The 16,193-nt window shown below is 43.2% G+C and carries 18 protein-coding genes; 12 read left to right on the top strand and 6 right to left on the bottom strand.

From position 1 onward, the window contains the following. Nucleotides 1-31: 31 nt before the first annotated feature. Together lnt and AC4CUX_RS09435 are read right to left on the bottom strand one after the other, a co-directional pair. Complete coding sequence (lnt, locus tag AC4CUX_RS09430) at nucleotides 32-1,591, bottom strand: apolipoprotein N-acyltransferase (protein WP_490792357.1); 1,560 nt, start codon at nucleotides 1,589-1,591, stop codon at nucleotides 32-34. Further along, nucleotides 1,588-2,427: a CorC family transporter gene (locus tag AC4CUX_RS09435; RefSeq protein WP_004978829.1), complete on the bottom strand. Its 840-nt coding sequence runs from the start codon at nucleotides 2,425-2,427 to the stop codon at nucleotides 1,588-1,590. The genes lnt and AC4CUX_RS09435 overlap by 4 nt, the downstream gene beginning before the upstream one ends. Before the next feature lie 212 nt (nucleotides 2,428-2,639). On the opposite strand from AC4CUX_RS09435, the gene tusA reads away from it, so the two are divergent. Next, nucleotides 2,640-2,897, top strand: coding sequence for a sulfurtransferase TusA (tusA, locus tag AC4CUX_RS09440; RefSeq protein WP_004692640.1), 258 nt, complete (start codon nucleotides 2,640-2,642; stop codon nucleotides 2,895-2,897). A gap of 72 nt (nucleotides 2,898-2,969) precedes the next feature. After that, nucleotides 2,970-3,497: a hypothetical protein gene (locus tag AC4CUX_RS09445; RefSeq protein WP_005400910.1), complete on the top strand. Its 528-nt coding sequence runs from the start codon at nucleotides 2,970-2,972 to the stop codon at nucleotides 3,495-3,497. 152 nt (nucleotides 3,498-3,649) lie between these two features. Here AC4CUX_RS09445 and AC4CUX_RS09450 read toward each other — a convergent pair whose 3' ends face one another. Continuing rightward, nucleotides 3,650-5,362, bottom strand: a complete 1,713-nt coding sequence (locus AC4CUX_RS09450) for an electron transfer flavoprotein-ubiquinone oxidoreductase (protein ID WP_005400909.1) — start codon at nucleotides 5,360-5,362, stop codon at nucleotides 3,650-3,652. Between the two features lie 191 nt (nucleotides 5,363-5,553). On the opposite strand from AC4CUX_RS09450, the gene AC4CUX_RS09455 reads away from it, so the two are divergent. The 5 genes from AC4CUX_RS09455 to AC4CUX_RS09475 all read left to right on the top strand — a co-directional run bounded on the left by AC4CUX_RS09455 (nucleotide 5,554) and on the right by AC4CUX_RS09475 (nucleotide 9,988). After that, nucleotides 5,554-6,165: a DUF1285 domain-containing protein gene (locus AC4CUX_RS09455; RefSeq protein WP_490792358.1), complete on the top strand. Its 612-nt coding sequence runs from the start codon at nucleotides 5,554-5,556 to the stop codon at nucleotides 6,163-6,165. A 47-nt stretch (nucleotides 6,166-6,212) separates the two neighbouring features. After that, nucleotides 6,213-7,082 (top strand): glutamate racemase, encoded by an 870-nt coding sequence (gene murI / locus AC4CUX_RS09460; RefSeq protein WP_279697794.1) that lies wholly within the window; start codon nucleotides 6,213-6,215, stop codon nucleotides 7,080-7,082. 131 nt (nucleotides 7,083-7,213) lie between these two features. Then, nucleotides 7,214-8,239, top strand: a complete 1,026-nt coding sequence (locus AC4CUX_RS09465) for a DUF4062 domain-containing protein (RefSeq protein WP_195728551.1) — start codon at nucleotides 7,214-7,216, stop codon at nucleotides 8,237-8,239. 69 nt (nucleotides 8,240-8,308) lie between these two features. Continuing rightward, a complete protein-coding gene (gene hemH, locus AC4CUX_RS09470) occupies nucleotides 8,309-9,331 on the top strand; it encodes a ferrochelatase (protein WP_078388562.1) in 1,023 nt (340 codons plus the stop codon). 12 nt (nucleotides 9,332-9,343) lie between these two features. After that, nucleotides 9,344-9,988, top strand: coding sequence for an MBL fold metallo-hydrolase (locus AC4CUX_RS09475; protein WP_279697793.1), 645 nt, complete (start codon nucleotides 9,344-9,346; stop codon nucleotides 9,986-9,988). A gap of 396 nt (nucleotides 9,989-10,384) precedes the next feature. Here AC4CUX_RS09475 and AC4CUX_RS09480 read toward each other — a convergent pair whose 3' ends face one another. Next, nucleotides 10,385-10,558 carry a DNA gyrase inhibitor YacG gene (locus AC4CUX_RS09480; protein ID WP_490792359.1) on the bottom strand — a complete coding sequence of 58 codons (174 nt, stop codon included), beginning with the start codon at nucleotides 10,556-10,558 and terminating at the stop codon, nucleotides 10,385-10,387. An 85-nt stretch (nucleotides 10,559-10,643) separates the two neighbouring features. Here AC4CUX_RS09480 and AC4CUX_RS09485 point away from each other — a divergent pair, with 85 nt between their 5' ends. Genes AC4CUX_RS09485 through AC4CUX_RS09495 form a run of 3 tightly spaced genes read left to right on the top strand, consistent with a single transcriptional unit; the run spans nucleotide 10,644 to nucleotide 12,987 of the window. Continuing rightward, entirely contained in the window at nucleotides 10,644-11,303 is a 660-nt protein-coding gene (locus AC4CUX_RS09485; RefSeq protein WP_490792625.1) for a class I SAM-dependent methyltransferase, read from the top strand. A gap of 3 nt (nucleotides 11,304-11,306) precedes the next feature. Then, nucleotides 11,307-12,518, top strand: a complete 1,212-nt coding sequence (locus tag AC4CUX_RS09490; protein WP_490792360.1) for a TIGR03862 family flavoprotein — start codon at nucleotides 11,307-11,309, stop codon at nucleotides 12,516-12,518. Between the two features lie 58 nt (nucleotides 12,519-12,576). Then, nucleotides 12,577-12,987, top strand: a complete 411-nt coding sequence (locus AC4CUX_RS09495) for a GFA family protein (RefSeq protein ID WP_159152998.1) — start codon at nucleotides 12,577-12,579, stop codon at nucleotides 12,985-12,987. Between the two features lie 58 nt (nucleotides 12,988-13,045). Here AC4CUX_RS09495 and AC4CUX_RS09500 read toward each other — a convergent pair whose 3' ends face one another. After that, the gene (locus AC4CUX_RS09500) at nucleotides 13,046-13,606 is read right to left on the bottom strand and encodes a hypothetical protein (RefSeq protein ID WP_335997589.1); all 561 of its coding nucleotides are present in this window, start codon (nucleotides 13,604-13,606) and stop codon (nucleotides 13,046-13,048) included. 12 nt (nucleotides 13,607-13,618) lie between these two features. Beyond that, on the bottom strand, nucleotides 13,619-14,398 hold the full coding sequence (locus tag AC4CUX_RS09505; RefSeq protein WP_490792361.1) for a class I SAM-dependent methyltransferase: 780 nt from the start codon (nucleotides 14,396-14,398) through the stop codon (nucleotides 13,619-13,621). A 122-nt stretch (nucleotides 14,399-14,520) separates the two neighbouring features. Here AC4CUX_RS09505 and AC4CUX_RS09510 point away from each other — a divergent pair, with 122 nt between their 5' ends. Then, complete coding sequence (locus AC4CUX_RS09510) at nucleotides 14,521-15,807, top strand: hypothetical protein (RefSeq protein ID WP_201707108.1); 1,287 nt, start codon at nucleotides 14,521-14,523, stop codon at nucleotides 15,805-15,807. A 120-nt stretch (nucleotides 15,808-15,927) separates the two neighbouring features. Next, on the top strand, nucleotides 15,928-16,122 hold the full coding sequence (locus tag AC4CUX_RS09515) for a hypothetical protein (RefSeq protein WP_201707109.1): 195 nt from the start codon (nucleotides 15,928-15,930) through the stop codon (nucleotides 16,120-16,122). Nucleotides 16,123-16,193 lie beyond the last annotated feature (71 nt).

Raw genomic sequence — 16,193 nt, forward strand, 5'->3', positions numbered from 1 at the left:
TCTTTGGAAAAGTCTGATTTAATAATAGCAATTATCGACGAGACTTAAACGATACATCGACTTTACGTGGACGATAGATCCAGCCCAAGATCAGTAAAAAGACTGAAAAACCTAAAATTGGCCAGTCACTTAAACGGGTATATAGCGTTTGACCTTGCATAGCAGGCAGTTCGCCACGAAGCACGGTTGCCACATCTTGCGGAGCACGTTTTACGATATGCCCTTGATGGTCAATAAACGCCGTCACGCCTGTATTAGTGGCACGGATAAACCAGCGTCCATTTTCTTTGGCACGCATTTGAACCATCTGTAAATGCTGTAAAGGGCCTGCGGTTCCTGTAAACCATGCATCGTTGGAAACTGTCACCAAGAAATCACTTTGGCTGGCATTACGACGCGTCAAGTTCGGATAAGCCACCTCATAGCAAATGGCCGCGCCTAAATGCTGCTGATGAATAGAAAGCGGTTGTTGCTGCTGTTCGCCACGTGAAAAACCACTCATCGACGGATCATTCTGCATGGCAGGCAACACCCATTTCAGTAAACCAGATAGTGGAATATATTCACCAAAAGGCACTAAACGTTGCTTTTTATAGAGTCCTTCGGCTTCAGCACCATTGGCTATAATACTGTTGTAGTATAGTGGTCGACCTGCCGCTTCAGAGCCTGAAATATCCCAGTATGGAATACCGGTGACCCACGCCGTGTTGGTTTTCTTGGCCTGTGCCGTCATTGCAGCTAAAAAGGGTTCGATATCACTTTGGAACATCGGAATAGAGGATTCAGGCCAAACAATGAGGTCTCGTCCCCATTCTGTTTGGGTTAAATCAGCATAGATTCCAAGTGTTTTCAGTTGATACTCAGTGAGCCATTTTAAGTCTTGTGGGATATTGCCCTGAATTAAAGAAACCGATAATGGTGGCGTATTTTTTGCGGAGACGAATTCAATTTTTGATGCGCCCCATGCACCAAGTACCAATAAGGCAGAGGGGATGACCCAAAAGATGCGGCGGTTTAAAACTTCGACCAGTGCGCAGGCCAACACCAAGACTACAAACGATACCCCGAAGATACCAAATAATGGTGCATAACCATCCAGTAAACGTTCGGTAAAGGCATAGCCTGCAAAGAGCCATGGGAAGCCTGTGAAGACCCAGGTTTTTGCCCATTCAAAAAGCACCCAAAGCGGAGCGAAGGTTAATGGCGTTTCAGGGAAAAAACGGCGGTAAATAAAGCTTTGAACAGCCGTGAATAAGCCCATGACCAAGGCCATAATGCCGATCATGCCGACACTTAAGGCACTATTGGTATCGCCATAGACATGGATGGAAGTGTAGAGCCAAAAAGCCCCCACGAACCATAGGCCAAAACCATAGGCCCAACCAATACCAAAGGCCTGCTTTGCACTGCGTTTGCGTAAAGTGGCGTAGAGCAGTGCAGGGGATAAGATTGCCAACCACCAATAATGATAAGGGGCGAGTGCAAAACTAAAGACCGCCCCTGAAAATAAGGCAATTAAAAGTGGATAAATTAAAGGTAACTGTTTTTGTTGTGGATTGGGGGTTAACAGTTTGTCAAAGTAAGCTCTCATTTACGAACGGCTCGAATCAGATGAATAGAACGTGCATCTGCTTCTACAATGGTAAATTCCCAATTTTCAAGATCAATGACCTGACCTTGTAAATCACTCACTAAACCAATTTCTTGAAGCAATAAACCGCCCACAGTTTCAACCTCATCATCAGAAAAGTCTGCATCTAAAAGATTGTTAAAGTGTTCGATTGGTGTAAGTGCTTGAACCAGCCACGTGTTTGCGGTCGTTGGGTCATTGTCGGGAATAATATATTCTGCTTCTTCATCGATCTTGTCGTGTTCATCTTCAATTTCACCGACAATTTCTTCCAAAATATCTTCTAACGTCACTAAGCCTGAGGTCGTGCCATATTCATCAATTACCACCGCAATGTGCGTTTGGGTATTTTTCAACATGCGAAGCACTTGGTCTGAGCGTGCGCTTTCAGGGACATATAAAGGTTGACGCATCAACGCACGTATATCCACTTTATTGTTTGGTTCAGTCAAGAAGGGCAATAAGTCTTTGGCTAATAAAATGCCCACGACATTGTCTGGTTGATCTGATGAAAAGACAGGGAAACGTGAATGTGCCGACTCAACCAAGGTATGCAAAATGTCGAGTAACTCATCATCTTCTTGTAGGCTGATCATCGATGTACGCGGTGTCATGACCTCGCGGACTTTGGTTGCTGGAAGGTCTAATACACCTTCTAACATCGCAACAGTGTCGGGTTCTAAAAAACGACGTGAATCTTGAACTAACTTTAACAGTTCATCGCGAGTTTCTGGCGCGGTACCTAACCATTTGCGTAAGCCACGCATTCCCCACGACGGGCCTGATTCCTCGTGCATGATCTTTCCTAAAGACTCTTAATATCTAAAAAACTTAATTTTATCATACCGTAGAAAACACAGTTGTCTATTGTAATTAAGCAAGGATTGCATGAATGATTAGATCAATACTTTTAAATACGAGGTTCATCTGCAATCAAGCTATGCAAACAGATATGCGAAATAGGCAGTTGTGTTAAAATTGGCAAGTTTTTAAATTTTTGAGTTCATATATGTCTGATTTGGAAGTGAGCCCAAGCATCCAATTAAACACCCGTGGTTTACGCTGTCCAGAGCCTGTGATGATGTTGCATCAAGCCATTCGCAAGTCTAAATCTGGAGATGTAGTCGAGGTGTTTGCAACTGACAACTCCACTTCATGGGATATTCCTAAATTTTGTATGCATCTTGGGCATGAACTTTTGCTGCAAGAAGAGCGCTTAGACGAAAACGGCAATAAAGAATTTCATTATTTAGTTAAAAAGGGTTAGGACATTTGTCTTAGCCTTTTAAAATGTACTTGAGTAAAGAAAAAGAAATCAAGTTCATCCAAGGAAATCAGAATGAAAAGAATAAATGTGTTCTTATGGGCTCATATTTTTGCATTATTTTGTTCAATTTCTTGGGCAAAATCTTGTGAAGTTCCTGTAGGTACGATGAATGTTGCAGGTTTAAAAATTGGACAGCATATTCGTGAATTTCAACAGCATCATCCCACCGCAAAAACGGTTATTTTAGGGGGCGATAATTATCAGTTTGAATTTGCACAAGGTGTAGATACACAAATTAAAAAAGCTGGTGTGAGCTGGGTTCAGCATATTCGTTACGATCCGCATTCTAAAATGATTATTTCATACAGTTTAAGTTTTCTAGATGGGCCACTTGCGACGTATGAAACCGATTTAGATGTTTTTAAAAGTCGAGTATTAAAACGCTTTCGGGTGGCGCAAAACGGTTGGAAACAAGCTGAAAATAAATATGTCTATCAGTGTGCCGATTATCGGATTGAAATTTATCAAGATCATGGGGTTGGACATACCGCGATAGGGCCAACAGTGATGGTTTTTAGCAAAAAGTCAGATGCCTATTAATTAAAAAAAATCCCTTCAGTGCTGAAGGGATTTTTTAATCTAAAAGCGATTACTTACTCGGAAATGCGCCTCAGCGCAAGCCCGTTTTAACATTACATGTTCGGTTATGCGACACGGTTAGCAAAGCAACTGCTTTGCCGTGTCGCAAGGAATTACATATTCGGGTAATTCGGACCACCACCACCCTCAGGAGTTACCCAAGTAATGTTCTGAGATGGATCTTTAATATCACACGTTTTACAGTGCACACAGTTAGCCGCGTTAATTTGGAAACGCTTCGAACCATCGTTCTCTTCCATGATTTCATAAACACCAGCAGGGCAGTAGCGCTGAGCTGGCTCGTCCCATTTAGGTAAGTTTACATTTACAGGAATAGAAGCATCAGTCAGTTTCAAGTGTGCTGGCTGATTTTCTTCATGCACAGTATTTGATACAAATACTGAAGATAAACGGTCAAAAGTCAACTTACCATCTGGTTTTGGATAGTTTGGCTTAAATGTTGCCGCATCCGCAGTTTTTAGTGTACTGAAGTCAGGCACTAAGTCATGCAGTGTAAACGGGACTTTAAACACATTTTGATCGATGAAGTTAAATGCACCACCACCGAACGTGCCAAATTTATGCATTGCTGGACCAAAGTTACGAGAACGATATAACTCTTCTTTTAACCAGCTGTTGTTGAATTTGTCTGTGTAAGCGGTTAGATCTTTTGCAAAGAAGTCTTCACCTTCAAGCACGCGTGCAATGGCAAGATCACCACCTTTTTCAACACCTGCTTGAATCGCTTCGAATACTGCTTCACCACACAACATGCCCGATTTCATGGCCGTGTGAGAGCCTTTAATTTTAGCAAAGTTTAGGAAGCCTGCATCATCACCAATTAAAGAGCCACCTGGGAAGGTAAACTTCGGCAGTGAGTTTAAACCACCTTTGACCACAGCACGTGCGCCATAAGAAATACGCTTACCGCCTTCAAGGTACTGTTTAATCAGTGGATGCGTTTTCCAGCGCTGCATTTCTGCAAATGGATACATATGTGGGTTTTCGTAAGATAAATCCACGATCATACCCAAAGTAACTTGATTGTTTTCAGCATGATATAGCCACCAACCACCAGAAGAACCGGTTTCAGCTAGAGGCCAACCTGCACCGTGCATCACCAAACCTGGTTTGTGTTTTGCAGGGTCAATTTCCCATAGTTCTTTGATGCCGATACCATAGTGTTGAGGATCTGCATCTTTATCGAGATCGAACTTAGCAATCAGGCGTTTACCTAAATGACCACGACAGCCTTCCGCAAAAATCGTGTATTTGGCATGTAGTTCATAGCCCGGGGTAAAGTTATGTGTTGGTTCACCATCTTTACCAATCCCCATATCACCGGTTTGGATGCCTTTAACAGTCCCATCGGCATGATAAAGAATTTCAGATGCAGCAAAACCTGGGAAAATAGACACTTCTAATTCTTCAGCTTTTTGGCCTAACCAACGCACCACGTTACCAAGTGAAATCACATAGTTGCCATCATTATGCATGGTTTTAGGAACCATCCAGTGCGGCGCTTCTTGTGACTTTTCAGCAGACATTAAGAAATACGTTTTATCTTCAGTTACTGGAACATTTAAAGGCGCGCCTTCTTCTTTCCAGTTAGGGAACAACTCATTGATCGCACGCGGTTCGAGCACAGCACCTGAAAGGATATGCGCACCAACTTCAGAGCCTTTTTCTACGACACAAACGGACAGATCATTAAGGTTGTTTTCAATTGCAAGTTGACGAATTTTAATCGCAGCAGAAAGGCCAGCAGGGCCTGCGCCAACGATGACTACGTCAAACTCCATCGATTCACGTTCGATGTGTTCCATGTAGGACTCCTCATATGGTTAAAGGTGGCAACCGTTTTGACTCAAAGAACGGTGCTGCCATGAGTGTTCTTAGTTCCCAGACACAAAATTTATCATCGTGTCTTTTATATTGTGAGCTAGTATAGGTTTAAACCGAGTTCTAGCCAATTGGCTGAATCATATTATTTTTCCGTCAGACAGGCATGAATTTTATGGATAAGCAGCACAACTCAGCAAATCCGACGAAAAAAGTAGCTATTGCTGATAATAAAAACTTAACCGATATTGCACAATACATAAAAGATGGACAGTCCGGTCACAAAAGGTCAATCCCCCCTTTAGATCAATGGCACCCAAAGCATTGTGGCGCAATGGATTTGAAGGTTTTAGCCAATGGAGAATGGTGGCACGAAGGTCAATTGATCAAACGCCAAGCCATGATTGAGCTGTTTGCAACGGTACTTTGGAAAGAGGACGGAAAATTTTATCTCAAAACCCCGGTCGAGCAGATTGAAATCGAGGTTGAAGATGAGCCTTTATTTGTCAATCAGGTCGATCAAGTCGAAATTACAGGAAAAATCTACCTACAGCTGACCACGACCACGCATGATGTGGTGATCGTTGATGAGGACCATCCCATTTTTATGCGTGCTTTCCAAGGGGAGCTACGTCCTTATGTGCATGTTCGCTTTGGCATCAATGCACTGATTCAGCGTGCTGCTTTTTTTCATTTGGTGGAAATGGGTGAGCTAAGCGACGATGCGGAAGGTGAAGCCAAACTGAGCTTACAAAGTGGTGATTTGCTATTGCAATTAGGCACCTGAGGTTTAAGCTTGATTGATCTTTTAACTTTATACTGCAACGAGTCCCCATGAGTGCCATTCAGCCCTTATTTCCTCTGATCAATCCTATGCCAAAAGCGACAGCCAATGCGCCAATCGGGATATTTGATTCGGGGATAGGCGGCTTATCTATCGCTCAAGAAATTGCCAAGCATTTACCGCATGAACGATTTATTTATTTTGCCGATACAGCGCATGTGCCTTATGGGCCGCGCGATGATCAAAATATCCGAGAATTGACTGCACAAGCGATTGAGTGGCTTTACCGCCAAGGCTGTAAGGTTGCAGTTGTGGCGTGTAATACCGCTTCAGCCTTTAGTTTGGATTATTTACGCGAGCACTATGGCGACAACTTCCCGATTATCGGCCTTGTTCCTGCCCTAAAACCTGCGGTATTGCAAAGCAAATCCAAGACTGTGGCTGTTCTAGCGACCCCTGCGACCTTTCGCGGGCAACTGATTAAAGACGTCGTTGATAAGTTTGCACAGCCTTCGGGAGTCACGGTGATTCCAGTGACCTGCTTAGATTTAGTGCCTTTTGTTGAGAGCGGCGCACAGATGAGTGCGGCATGTTTAGCCACGTTAAAAGATATTTTACAACCAGTTGTTGATCAGGGTGCAGATTACTTAGTTTTAGGCTGTACCCATTACCCTTTTTTGAAAATAGCGATACAATCTATTTTTGGTCAGAAACTGACATTAATTGACTCTGGACTGGCAGTTGCACGACAAACAGCCCGTATTTTAATCAAAAATGAGTTATTATTTGAACAAAATCATGAAAGTGATGTTCGAATTGAATGTTATGTCAGTGGAAATAATGCAGAAAGTTTGAGACCTATCTTACAACTTTTGCTTGAACCAGAACTAAATTGGACTATTTCAAACATATCTGATTAATTTTTAAACAAATAAGTCGAGTATTTTGATATATAGTCAAAAATTGCAACCTAATATGCTTGAGTTAGTCGCAGTGTCTATCTAATGGAATTTGGGGGATGGGATGCTGCGAAGAATAATGAGGATAACCGATGCTCGATAAGCGTTATCAAGTGTTTATAACTACTTCTGGAAGCGAGATGCAACCAGAGCGGATCATTTTGGCCCAAACTTTAGTGGGCATGGGATTTTTTTCTTGGGGATTAGAACAACGGACACCACTTTCAACAGCTTTTGCACGTCGTCAGATCGATGACTGTGACTATGTCATATTGTTGCTGGGCAGCAAATATGGCGAACAGTCCGTGTCAGGGGTGGGATATATGCACCTTGAATACATTTATGCGGTCACCAAACAAAAGCCGATTATTGTATTTATGCATGATGATCCTGATGCCCGTGAGTTATGTTTACATGACGACAAAGCTGAGCTGCGTGAAAAATTCAAAGAGTTTAGAAAACTACTCCAAAACGAAGTCGATCAGGTTTTCACTTATCGCACCATGCGTGACTTGGAAATGGCCGTTCGCTTGAATATGACGCAAATGCTAGAGCGCTATCCTGTATCGGGTTGGGTACGTCCGCAGAACACCCAAGTGTTGCATGACGAAATTGATAAACTCAAAGCCAAATTGGTGCAATTGGAAACTGAAGCGGGTAAACGTGAAGTCGATCCATTTTTGTCTTTACCCAAAGTGGCTATGCATGATTTTTTTGCTTTTGATTATCGGATGCATGCCTATCAAGATGGCAATTTTAAAGAGCTGAAAATTCAAAAGCAGATGACTTGGGCGCAATTACTCTCGGTTTTGGGGACAACCTTTATTCACCCCACTCCTGAAGAGTATTTCTCCAAACGCATAAATGAGTATTTAAACGAAACTGGTTTGAATGATGCACGTCTAGAAATGCCTCGTGCCCATGCTGTTGCGCGCTCGCAAATTAATATTCGTGCTTTGCACAGTATCAAAATGCAAATGCGTCAAAATGATTGGATTGTTCAGTCGGGTCGAGATGATCGTCAGCGCATGCTTTGGCAGTTGACACCGAAGGCGACTAAACTTTTGGAGAGTAATTTATTGGAAAAGGATCGGCCTTTTCAATTTCAATCTTCGTAGTTATCCATTTAGAGAATGAACTGAAAACTGTTACAGTAGAGACATTCGAAAACGAGCCACGAGGGCTGAATGTCTACTGCAATAAAAGCAAAAGTTACTGTTATTTTGGCAAATTTGGGAACGCCTGATGCACCGACAGCTTCAGCAGTGCGTCGCTTTTTGGATCAGTTTTTGTCAGACCAGCGAGTGATTGAAATTCCCAAACCGCTTTGGCAGATTATTCTCCGTTTATTTATTTTGCCGTTTCGCCCTAAACGCGTTGCCCATGCTTATGAGATGGTGTGGGGCAGTGATTCTCCAATGAGAGAAATTTTGCTGACTCAAGTGGCCGCGTTACAACAGCAGTTGATTTTGCAATACCCTGAGTTTGAGCTGAATATCGTCCCTGCGATGACCTATGGTAATCCAGGCATTCAGCCCTTGCTCTCTGAATTGAGTCAAAAACCACAAGATCATATTGTGCTCTTTCCTTTATTTCCGCAGTACTCTGCGACATCCAGCGCGCCTTTATATGATGCTTTCGCGAAGTGGATTCCAAAGCAGCGCAATTTGCCGGGGCTGAGCATTATTCGCGATTATTATCAGCACCCTTTATACATTCAGGCATTGGCGCAAAGTGTACGCGATTTCCGTGCTGAACACGGGGTAACTGAAAAGCTGTTAATGTCTTTTCATGGTATTCCACAGCCTTATGCCGATAAAGGTGATCCCTATGCCGACCGTTGCCGCATCACAGGGCAGTTGGTGGCGGCAGAGTTAGGCCTAGCGGAGGACGAATGGGCAATCAGTTTCCAGTCCCGCTTTGGCAAGCAAGAGTGGGTGAAACCGTATACGGATACCTTACTGGCCGAATGGGCGGCGCAGGGGGTGAAATCGGTGCAAATTATGAGTCCGGCGTTTTCAGCGGATTGCTTAGAAACTTTAGAGGAACTGGCGATTCAGAATGCTGAATTGTTTTTGTCTCAAGGTGGAGAGCGGTATCAATATATTCCAGCCTTGAACAGCCGCGGAGATCATTTGCAATTGCTCAATACTCTGGTTCAGGCTAATCTTGATGCCTTAAAGCAGACATTAGCCAGCAAAACGAATTGAGGTTGACACTCTATGTTGCAAGTTAAAATTGTGCCTGTAACGGCATTTCAGCAGAACTGTTCGATTGTTTGGGACAGTGACAGTAAAGAAGCAATTTTAATTGATGCAGGTGGAGAGCCTGAGAAGCTTAAAGCAGAAATCGAAGCATTGGGTTTGACAGTAAAAGCGCTGTGGTTGACGCACGGGCATTTAGATCATGCTGGAGCAGTCGGGGCATTAAAAAAACTGTGGGATGTCCCTGTGATTGGCCCGCATAAAGAAGATGCCTTTTGGTTGGATATGATTCAAGAAGTCTCGCAGCGTTATGGTTTTCCTGTTCCTGACAAGGTGGATGTCACGACATGGCTAGAAGGTGGTGAAGTCCTTAAACTGGGAAATGAAGCGTTTGAAGTACGTTTTGCCCCTGGACATACCCCGGGTCATGTGATGTTTTATAATAAAAACTATGGTCTGCTTTGGACTGGCGATGTGTTGTTTAAAGGCTCCATTGGTCGTACCGACTTTCCGCGTGGCAATCATCAGCAGTTGATTGACTCTATTCAGCGTGAATGCTTTAGCTTACCCGATGAGACGCAGTTCATTTCAGGACATGGTCCAATCAGTACCATTGGTTTTGAAAAACAACATAATCCTTTTGTGGCAGGAAAAGCAGGCTAAGCGCTTTGTGGTCTTATTGAAAAATAAAAAAGTCAGCAGCTGCTGACTTTTTTATTTGCGAAATGGATTATTCAAAATGTGTTGGGTTTCTAGAGCAAACACGATAGAGAATAAGGCCACTAATAGTCCAACCGAGAGGATCAACAGATCTAGCATATAGATGCCAAAACTGAATAGACAGATCGCGAGTAAAACGCCAATTAAAACAATAGTCTTACTCAGGATATTCATCTTATCCCTCTTTAGGATGTTATTTTTGTGACTTGATCATGCTGTGAGCATGTACCAATTTTTTGGGGAGTATAGTTGACGAATTATCCTTTTAAGCGAATATTGAGATATTAAATAATGAACAATTTCTCTTAAAATATGAAAAATATCATGAAATTAAACATATTATTCTTCTGAGTTTTCTGCCTGCTGTGCATCTTGCGTTGGAAGGCGATATTCATCATTGGCCCATGCACCTAAGTCGATTAGTTTGCAGCGTTCAGAACAAAAAGGACGAAAGGTGTTGTCTTCCCATTGACTCATTTCTCCACAACGGGGACAAGGGAAAGTGTGTGGCATGATCGACTCCAGATAAAATTTTCGGATTGAAATAGGCAAAAACGTTGGCAGTTGTTAGACTGATGCGGTTTTTTCTTAGTTTGATCTGATTATGCCGATTCGTCAATTTCAAGCCCCACGTATGCATGCGCCTCGTGATTTTCAAAAGATCAGTCCTGATCCACTGTGTGTGGAAATTGGGGCGGGCAAGGGTAAACATGCTTTATTGTTTACGGCCAATCATCCTGAGAAAAAGCTAATTGCGGTTGAACGTACCCGTGAAAAGTTTGTGGCGATGCAGAAACAACATAGCTTAGAAGGTCAGCAGAATTTACAGCTGGTACATGCCGATGCTTTACCGTGGGTGGTACATGCCTTGCAACCGCAGCAGGTTGAACAGTTCTTTATTCTTTATCCCAACCCTGAACCGCATAATCCTGCACAGCGCTGGTTGAATATGCCGTTTTTTGAGTTTCTGATATCACGTTTACAAGTAGGCGGACAAATTACGTTAGCCAGTAATATTCCAGAATATATCGAAGAAGCACAGCAACAGTTGATTGAGGTGTGGAAGTTACCGTTTGTGAAAGAGCGTATTGCGGATAGCTCAGCGCGCACACATTTTGAAATTAAATACTTAGAACGAGGCGAGCTCTGCCAACAGTTGATCATCACGAAACCTGAAGGTTATCGCACGCGCTTTGACGCGTTTCAGGCTTTGCAAGGTCAGAACCCACAGGTTCAATCTTCGGATCAAGCCGAATAAATCATGGCAAAGCGTATTGCAATTATTGGGGCGGGCCCAGCTGGTTTGATGGCGGCAGAAGTGTTGAGCCAATATGATGTTCAAATCGATGTATTTGAGCAAAAATCATCTGCTGCACGTAAGTTCCTGATGGCGGGTAAAACAGGACTAAATATCTCTCATGCTGAACCTGTGGAGCAGTTTATTGGTCGTTATGATCAAGCAGAATGGTTGGCACCTTGGATTCGTGAGTGGGATGCCACATGGATTCAAGCATGGATGAAAGGTTTAGGCATTGAGTCCTATGTCGGAACGTCTGGTCGTATTTTCCCGATTGAAATGAAAGCTGCGCCTTTATTACGTGCATGGTTGAAACGCTTGGTTGAGTCAGGCGTCAAGTTTTACTATCGTCATCAATGCCTCAGCCTCAAAGAACATACACTTGAAATCAAGTCTTTGCTTAGTGATCAAGCGCATAGCCAGAGCTATGATGCGATTGTCTTGGCTTGCGGAGCAGTGTCATGGTCTCAGCTCGGTAGTGATGGCGCATGGCAAAACTGGTTGGAGGCCGATGAAATTGAGCCTTTTCAAGCCAGCAATGCTGGGGTAGAACATGAATGGTCTACTTATATGCAACCTGTCTTTGGGCAGCCACTGAAACGTATCGCGGCATGGGTGGGCGATGCGGAAAAAAGTATGGGCGATATCGTCATCACCCATTATGGACTAGAAAGTGGTTTGGTCTATAAGCAAGGTCGAGCGCTGCGTGCGCAGCAAAAAAAGCTCCAGCCTTTAGTGTTAACGCTTGATTTACTGCCAGATGTCACTGTCCAAGAATTGGCTGTACGCCTGAAACCGACAAAAAAACAGTCTTTAAGTAATATTTGGCGTAAAGCAGGTTTAGATGCAGCCAAGGCCAGTTTAGTGCGAGAGTTGGTTGTAAAAGATCACTGGAATCACCCTGAACAATTGGCGCAGCAGGTGAAGCAATTACAGATTCCTTTAACTGGTTTTCGTCCGATTGAAGAAGCGATTAGTTGTGCTGGCGGTGTGCACCGTGAAGGCCTAAGCTCGCAGCTACAATTAAAATCCAATCCCACCGTTTTTTTATGTGGGGAAATGTTGGACTGGGATGCACCCACAGGGGGCTACTTACTCACTGCATGTTTTGCAACCGGACGTGCTGCGGGTGAGGGTGTGATGCAGTATTTGAATGTGGCAAAAAATTCGCCATAAGCGATGCAACTGAAAATCAGCTGTGCTAATTTGAATAAAAAATTCAAGGAGCATCATGATGTCGGATCTTCAGCAGTATGTGGGCAGCTGCCTATGCGGTGCAGTGACTTATCAAATTGATGGGCCGATTGGCGATATTATTCAATGCCATTGTCAAAAATGTCGCAAGGCCAATGGAACGGCATATGCAACCAATGCACCGATTGCTAAGGCGGATTTTAAACTGACCTCTGGTCAAGACGTTGTGAAAAAATATGCATCGAGTGCAGGCACAGAGCGTTGTTTCTGTGGCAACTGTGGTTCACCTCTTGTCAGTATTAAAGCTGACACCCCTGAGTTTTACCGTTTGCGTATCGGCACTTTAGATACCCCGTTACAGCAAAAGCCGACGCAGCATATTTTTGTAGCATCCCAAGCCGAGTGGGACAACATTTGTGATGCATTACCACAATATGCTGAACGCCCATAGTTAGAATATATATAAGTAAAAGGGATCATCGGATCCCTTTTCTTTGTCCGTCATTAGGTTAGTAGCCTGTCGACATCGTATCTTGAGCCTTAGGATACTGCGACTGCCAGTGTTCAAGCTGCTCTTGGGCATGGATGAGCTCACCGAGGCCTTTCACGTTGTCATGTGGTGCTGCGGCTTTATTTTGGATGATTTTGGCTTGGTTATCCCAATATTGGTACATCAAAGTTTGAATGTAGCGCCCTTGTTCTGTTTTTAAATCCAGTGCTTTCAGCATATTCAGTGCAGACTGAATATTGTCTTGTTGACGTGTTTTTGCAAATTCATCCGTGAGCGTGCCTGCCTCACGCATTTTCATGAGTTCATCTTCCATTTCATCACTCATGCTACTAAAGCGCTGGTCATAGTCGACCAAGAGCGCAATATCGTGTGGATCATTGGTTGTTTTAGCAAAACTTTTGACGGGTTCGGAGCTCAGTTCTTGCAGAATTTTATCATCGCTTGAAAGCGTATCTTGCTCAGCACGTTCATTGGCTTTATTACAGCCTGTGAGGATTAAGCTGCCACCTAAAAGAAGCGGCAGTAGAACCTGTTTCAATGAAAGAGTATGTGGGTTCATATCGGTGTCCTATTATTCTGCTATTTTTTGAAAGTGATAGGCATAGGTGATGTAAGGAAAACTGATTTCGTCTTGTGGCTGTTTGCCCGTGTACTGCTGCACAATTTGTTCAAACTGATGTTTTAACTCCTGCTGTTGTTCGAGTGGCATTGCGGCAATAAAGCTGGTCGAAAGGAGACGTTTTGAGACCACTTGTTCTACGGTACCTGTTTGCTGCTGTGCAAACTGATGCAGGCTTTTGAGTTGAAATAAGTGTTGATGTTCAAAGACTTTTTGCCATAGTCCACTATGATAACGTGGGGTCTCTCCTTCTAAGGGAGCGAGCCGTTCTGCCAGAGCATTGACCCAGTCGACTTGAGTATCGCGTTGGTTCCAGACCAAGCCCAAATGCCCTTGCGGTTTTAGGACACGATGGATTTCTTTTAAACTATCCATGTTGGCAAACCAGTGGAAGGCCTGCGCAGATAAAACCGCATCGATACTTTGCGATGGCAGGGGCATATGGTCACTAAAGGCTTGTAATGTTTCGACCTGCGGGTAAGCCAGTTTAAGCTGAGCCAACATTTCGGTGATAGGTTCGATGGCAGTGAGCTGTCCACTATGCGGAATCAGATAAGGCAGAAACTTACCTGTACCCGAGGCAAGATCGATCACACGTGAATTTGCGTTTAAATGCAGTTGCTCGGTGAGCCAGGCATGGATCTCTTGTGGATAACTTGGACGCACTTGTTGATAAAGTTCAGCAGCTGCGCTAAACCCGTGTTGTGCTGCAGGATGGAGTGATTGTGTCATATTTTGCGCTTTTTTATCTGCTCTGCATCTATAAAATAACACATTTGGTTCGATGAAATCGCTTATGCTGTATGGAACGAACATGACCTCACTTTATAGGAATGAAATCTCTCAGCATGGACATGGCGAAACAAATTATTTTTGAAGATGAACAGATTCGTGTCATTTTTTTACAGGGTTCATCGGAGGAACTTATTTTCTCTTTTGGTGATCTGATTACCCGTGCCAAGGGAACGTCGATCAATGCAGAAAAATCGCTAGCGAAGTTTGGCTTCAATGTGGTTGGCATTATGCCGAAACAGAAGTCATGGTTTCCAGAGTCTTCGATGTTGGCCATGTTGGAAGCAATTCGCGCGTGGATTGCGCCTTTTCAAACCCGTATTGCCTATGCGGGGTCAATGGGCGGCTATGCTGCGATTAAATACTCTAAGCTGCTTGGTTTTAAACGCGTGGTGGCCTTGGTACCGCAGTATTCGATTGACCCTGAACAGGTGACTGATAACCGCTATAACATGTTCTATCAGCCTGAGCTGAACCATGACATGCAGGTACAGCCGAAGGATGTCTCGGCAGAGTGTGAATACATTGTTATTTATGACCCTTACTGCCCTGAAGACCGTGCGCATTATGAAAAATTACAAACGGTCGTACCGAATCTGAATACCCTGAACTTACCTTTTACAGGGCATGATGCGATTGCGGTTTTGGCCAGTTCCGATTTGCTCCATGATTTTTTACGTCATGAGTTTGATGCGCCGTATTTTTATAAAAAAATTCGTGAAGTGAAAAAGAACAGCAAGTTTTACTACCGTAAAGTGATCGAAAACTTGTTGCCGCGTCATCGCTTTTCTTTAGGACGAATTCTGAAAAATAATGAGCTTGAGTTAGATGGTCAATTTTTTGATAGCAAGCTAAAACAAAGCATTATTCGCGAGTTACTCAGCAATCGACAAGTGAGCCAGACCGATCTGCTGAAATTGGGTATTCAGGTCAACTTGCCGCAAGAAAATAGCTGTCAGTTAATGGATAGTTTTGGACATGGTTTAGTGTTCAATATGATCAGTCAAAAGATTGAAAGCTATGCACCAGATGCTATTGCGCTGAATCATAAGTTTCTGCTGCCGATTTTTGCTAAGGGTAATGGACTAGTACACATTTACTATAACGATATGCGCTATACCATCGTCATGAATGACAGACAGATCATGAAGTTGGTGCATGAACAAGCCGAATTGGGCGCTGGAATGCATCCATTGTTAATGAAAAAATACAGTGATTATTATTTGATTAGTTATAAGCAGTTTAACTTTAGCTGTGATGAATATGGTGGCTTTGATTTGGTCGAGGATATTCCAGAAACAGCACAGTTTTTGGTGTCAAGCGATGCTGAGTCAGATGTGTTGATGTGATTTATTCATATAGGGCTTTGGTCTAAAGCTAAGCACTTGTTTTGCGCCCTATTTGGTTTAATATGAAAGTATTGTTTATCTTTTAAACAATACGGATAAAGATCAAATAGGGTGGAAGCAATGCAAAGACATTGGTCGGCTGTATTTATAACATTACTGTTTATTTTAACATCACAAAGCGTACTGGCACAAAGTTTAGACCCAGCCTATCTGACATTCGGTGGTGGTCTCATTCTCTTACTGATCCTGACGTTTTATGTGATTAAACAGATCAGTATTTCTATTCGTATTCATCGTAATAAGCCCGTTAAATAGCGGGCTTTTTTCTGTGTGTTGCGGCTATTTTTAAGTGGTGAAGACAGTGTTTACGTTGAAAAAAGAAGCTG

This window comes from Acinetobacter sp. 231_lipA, from assembly GCF_058243005.1.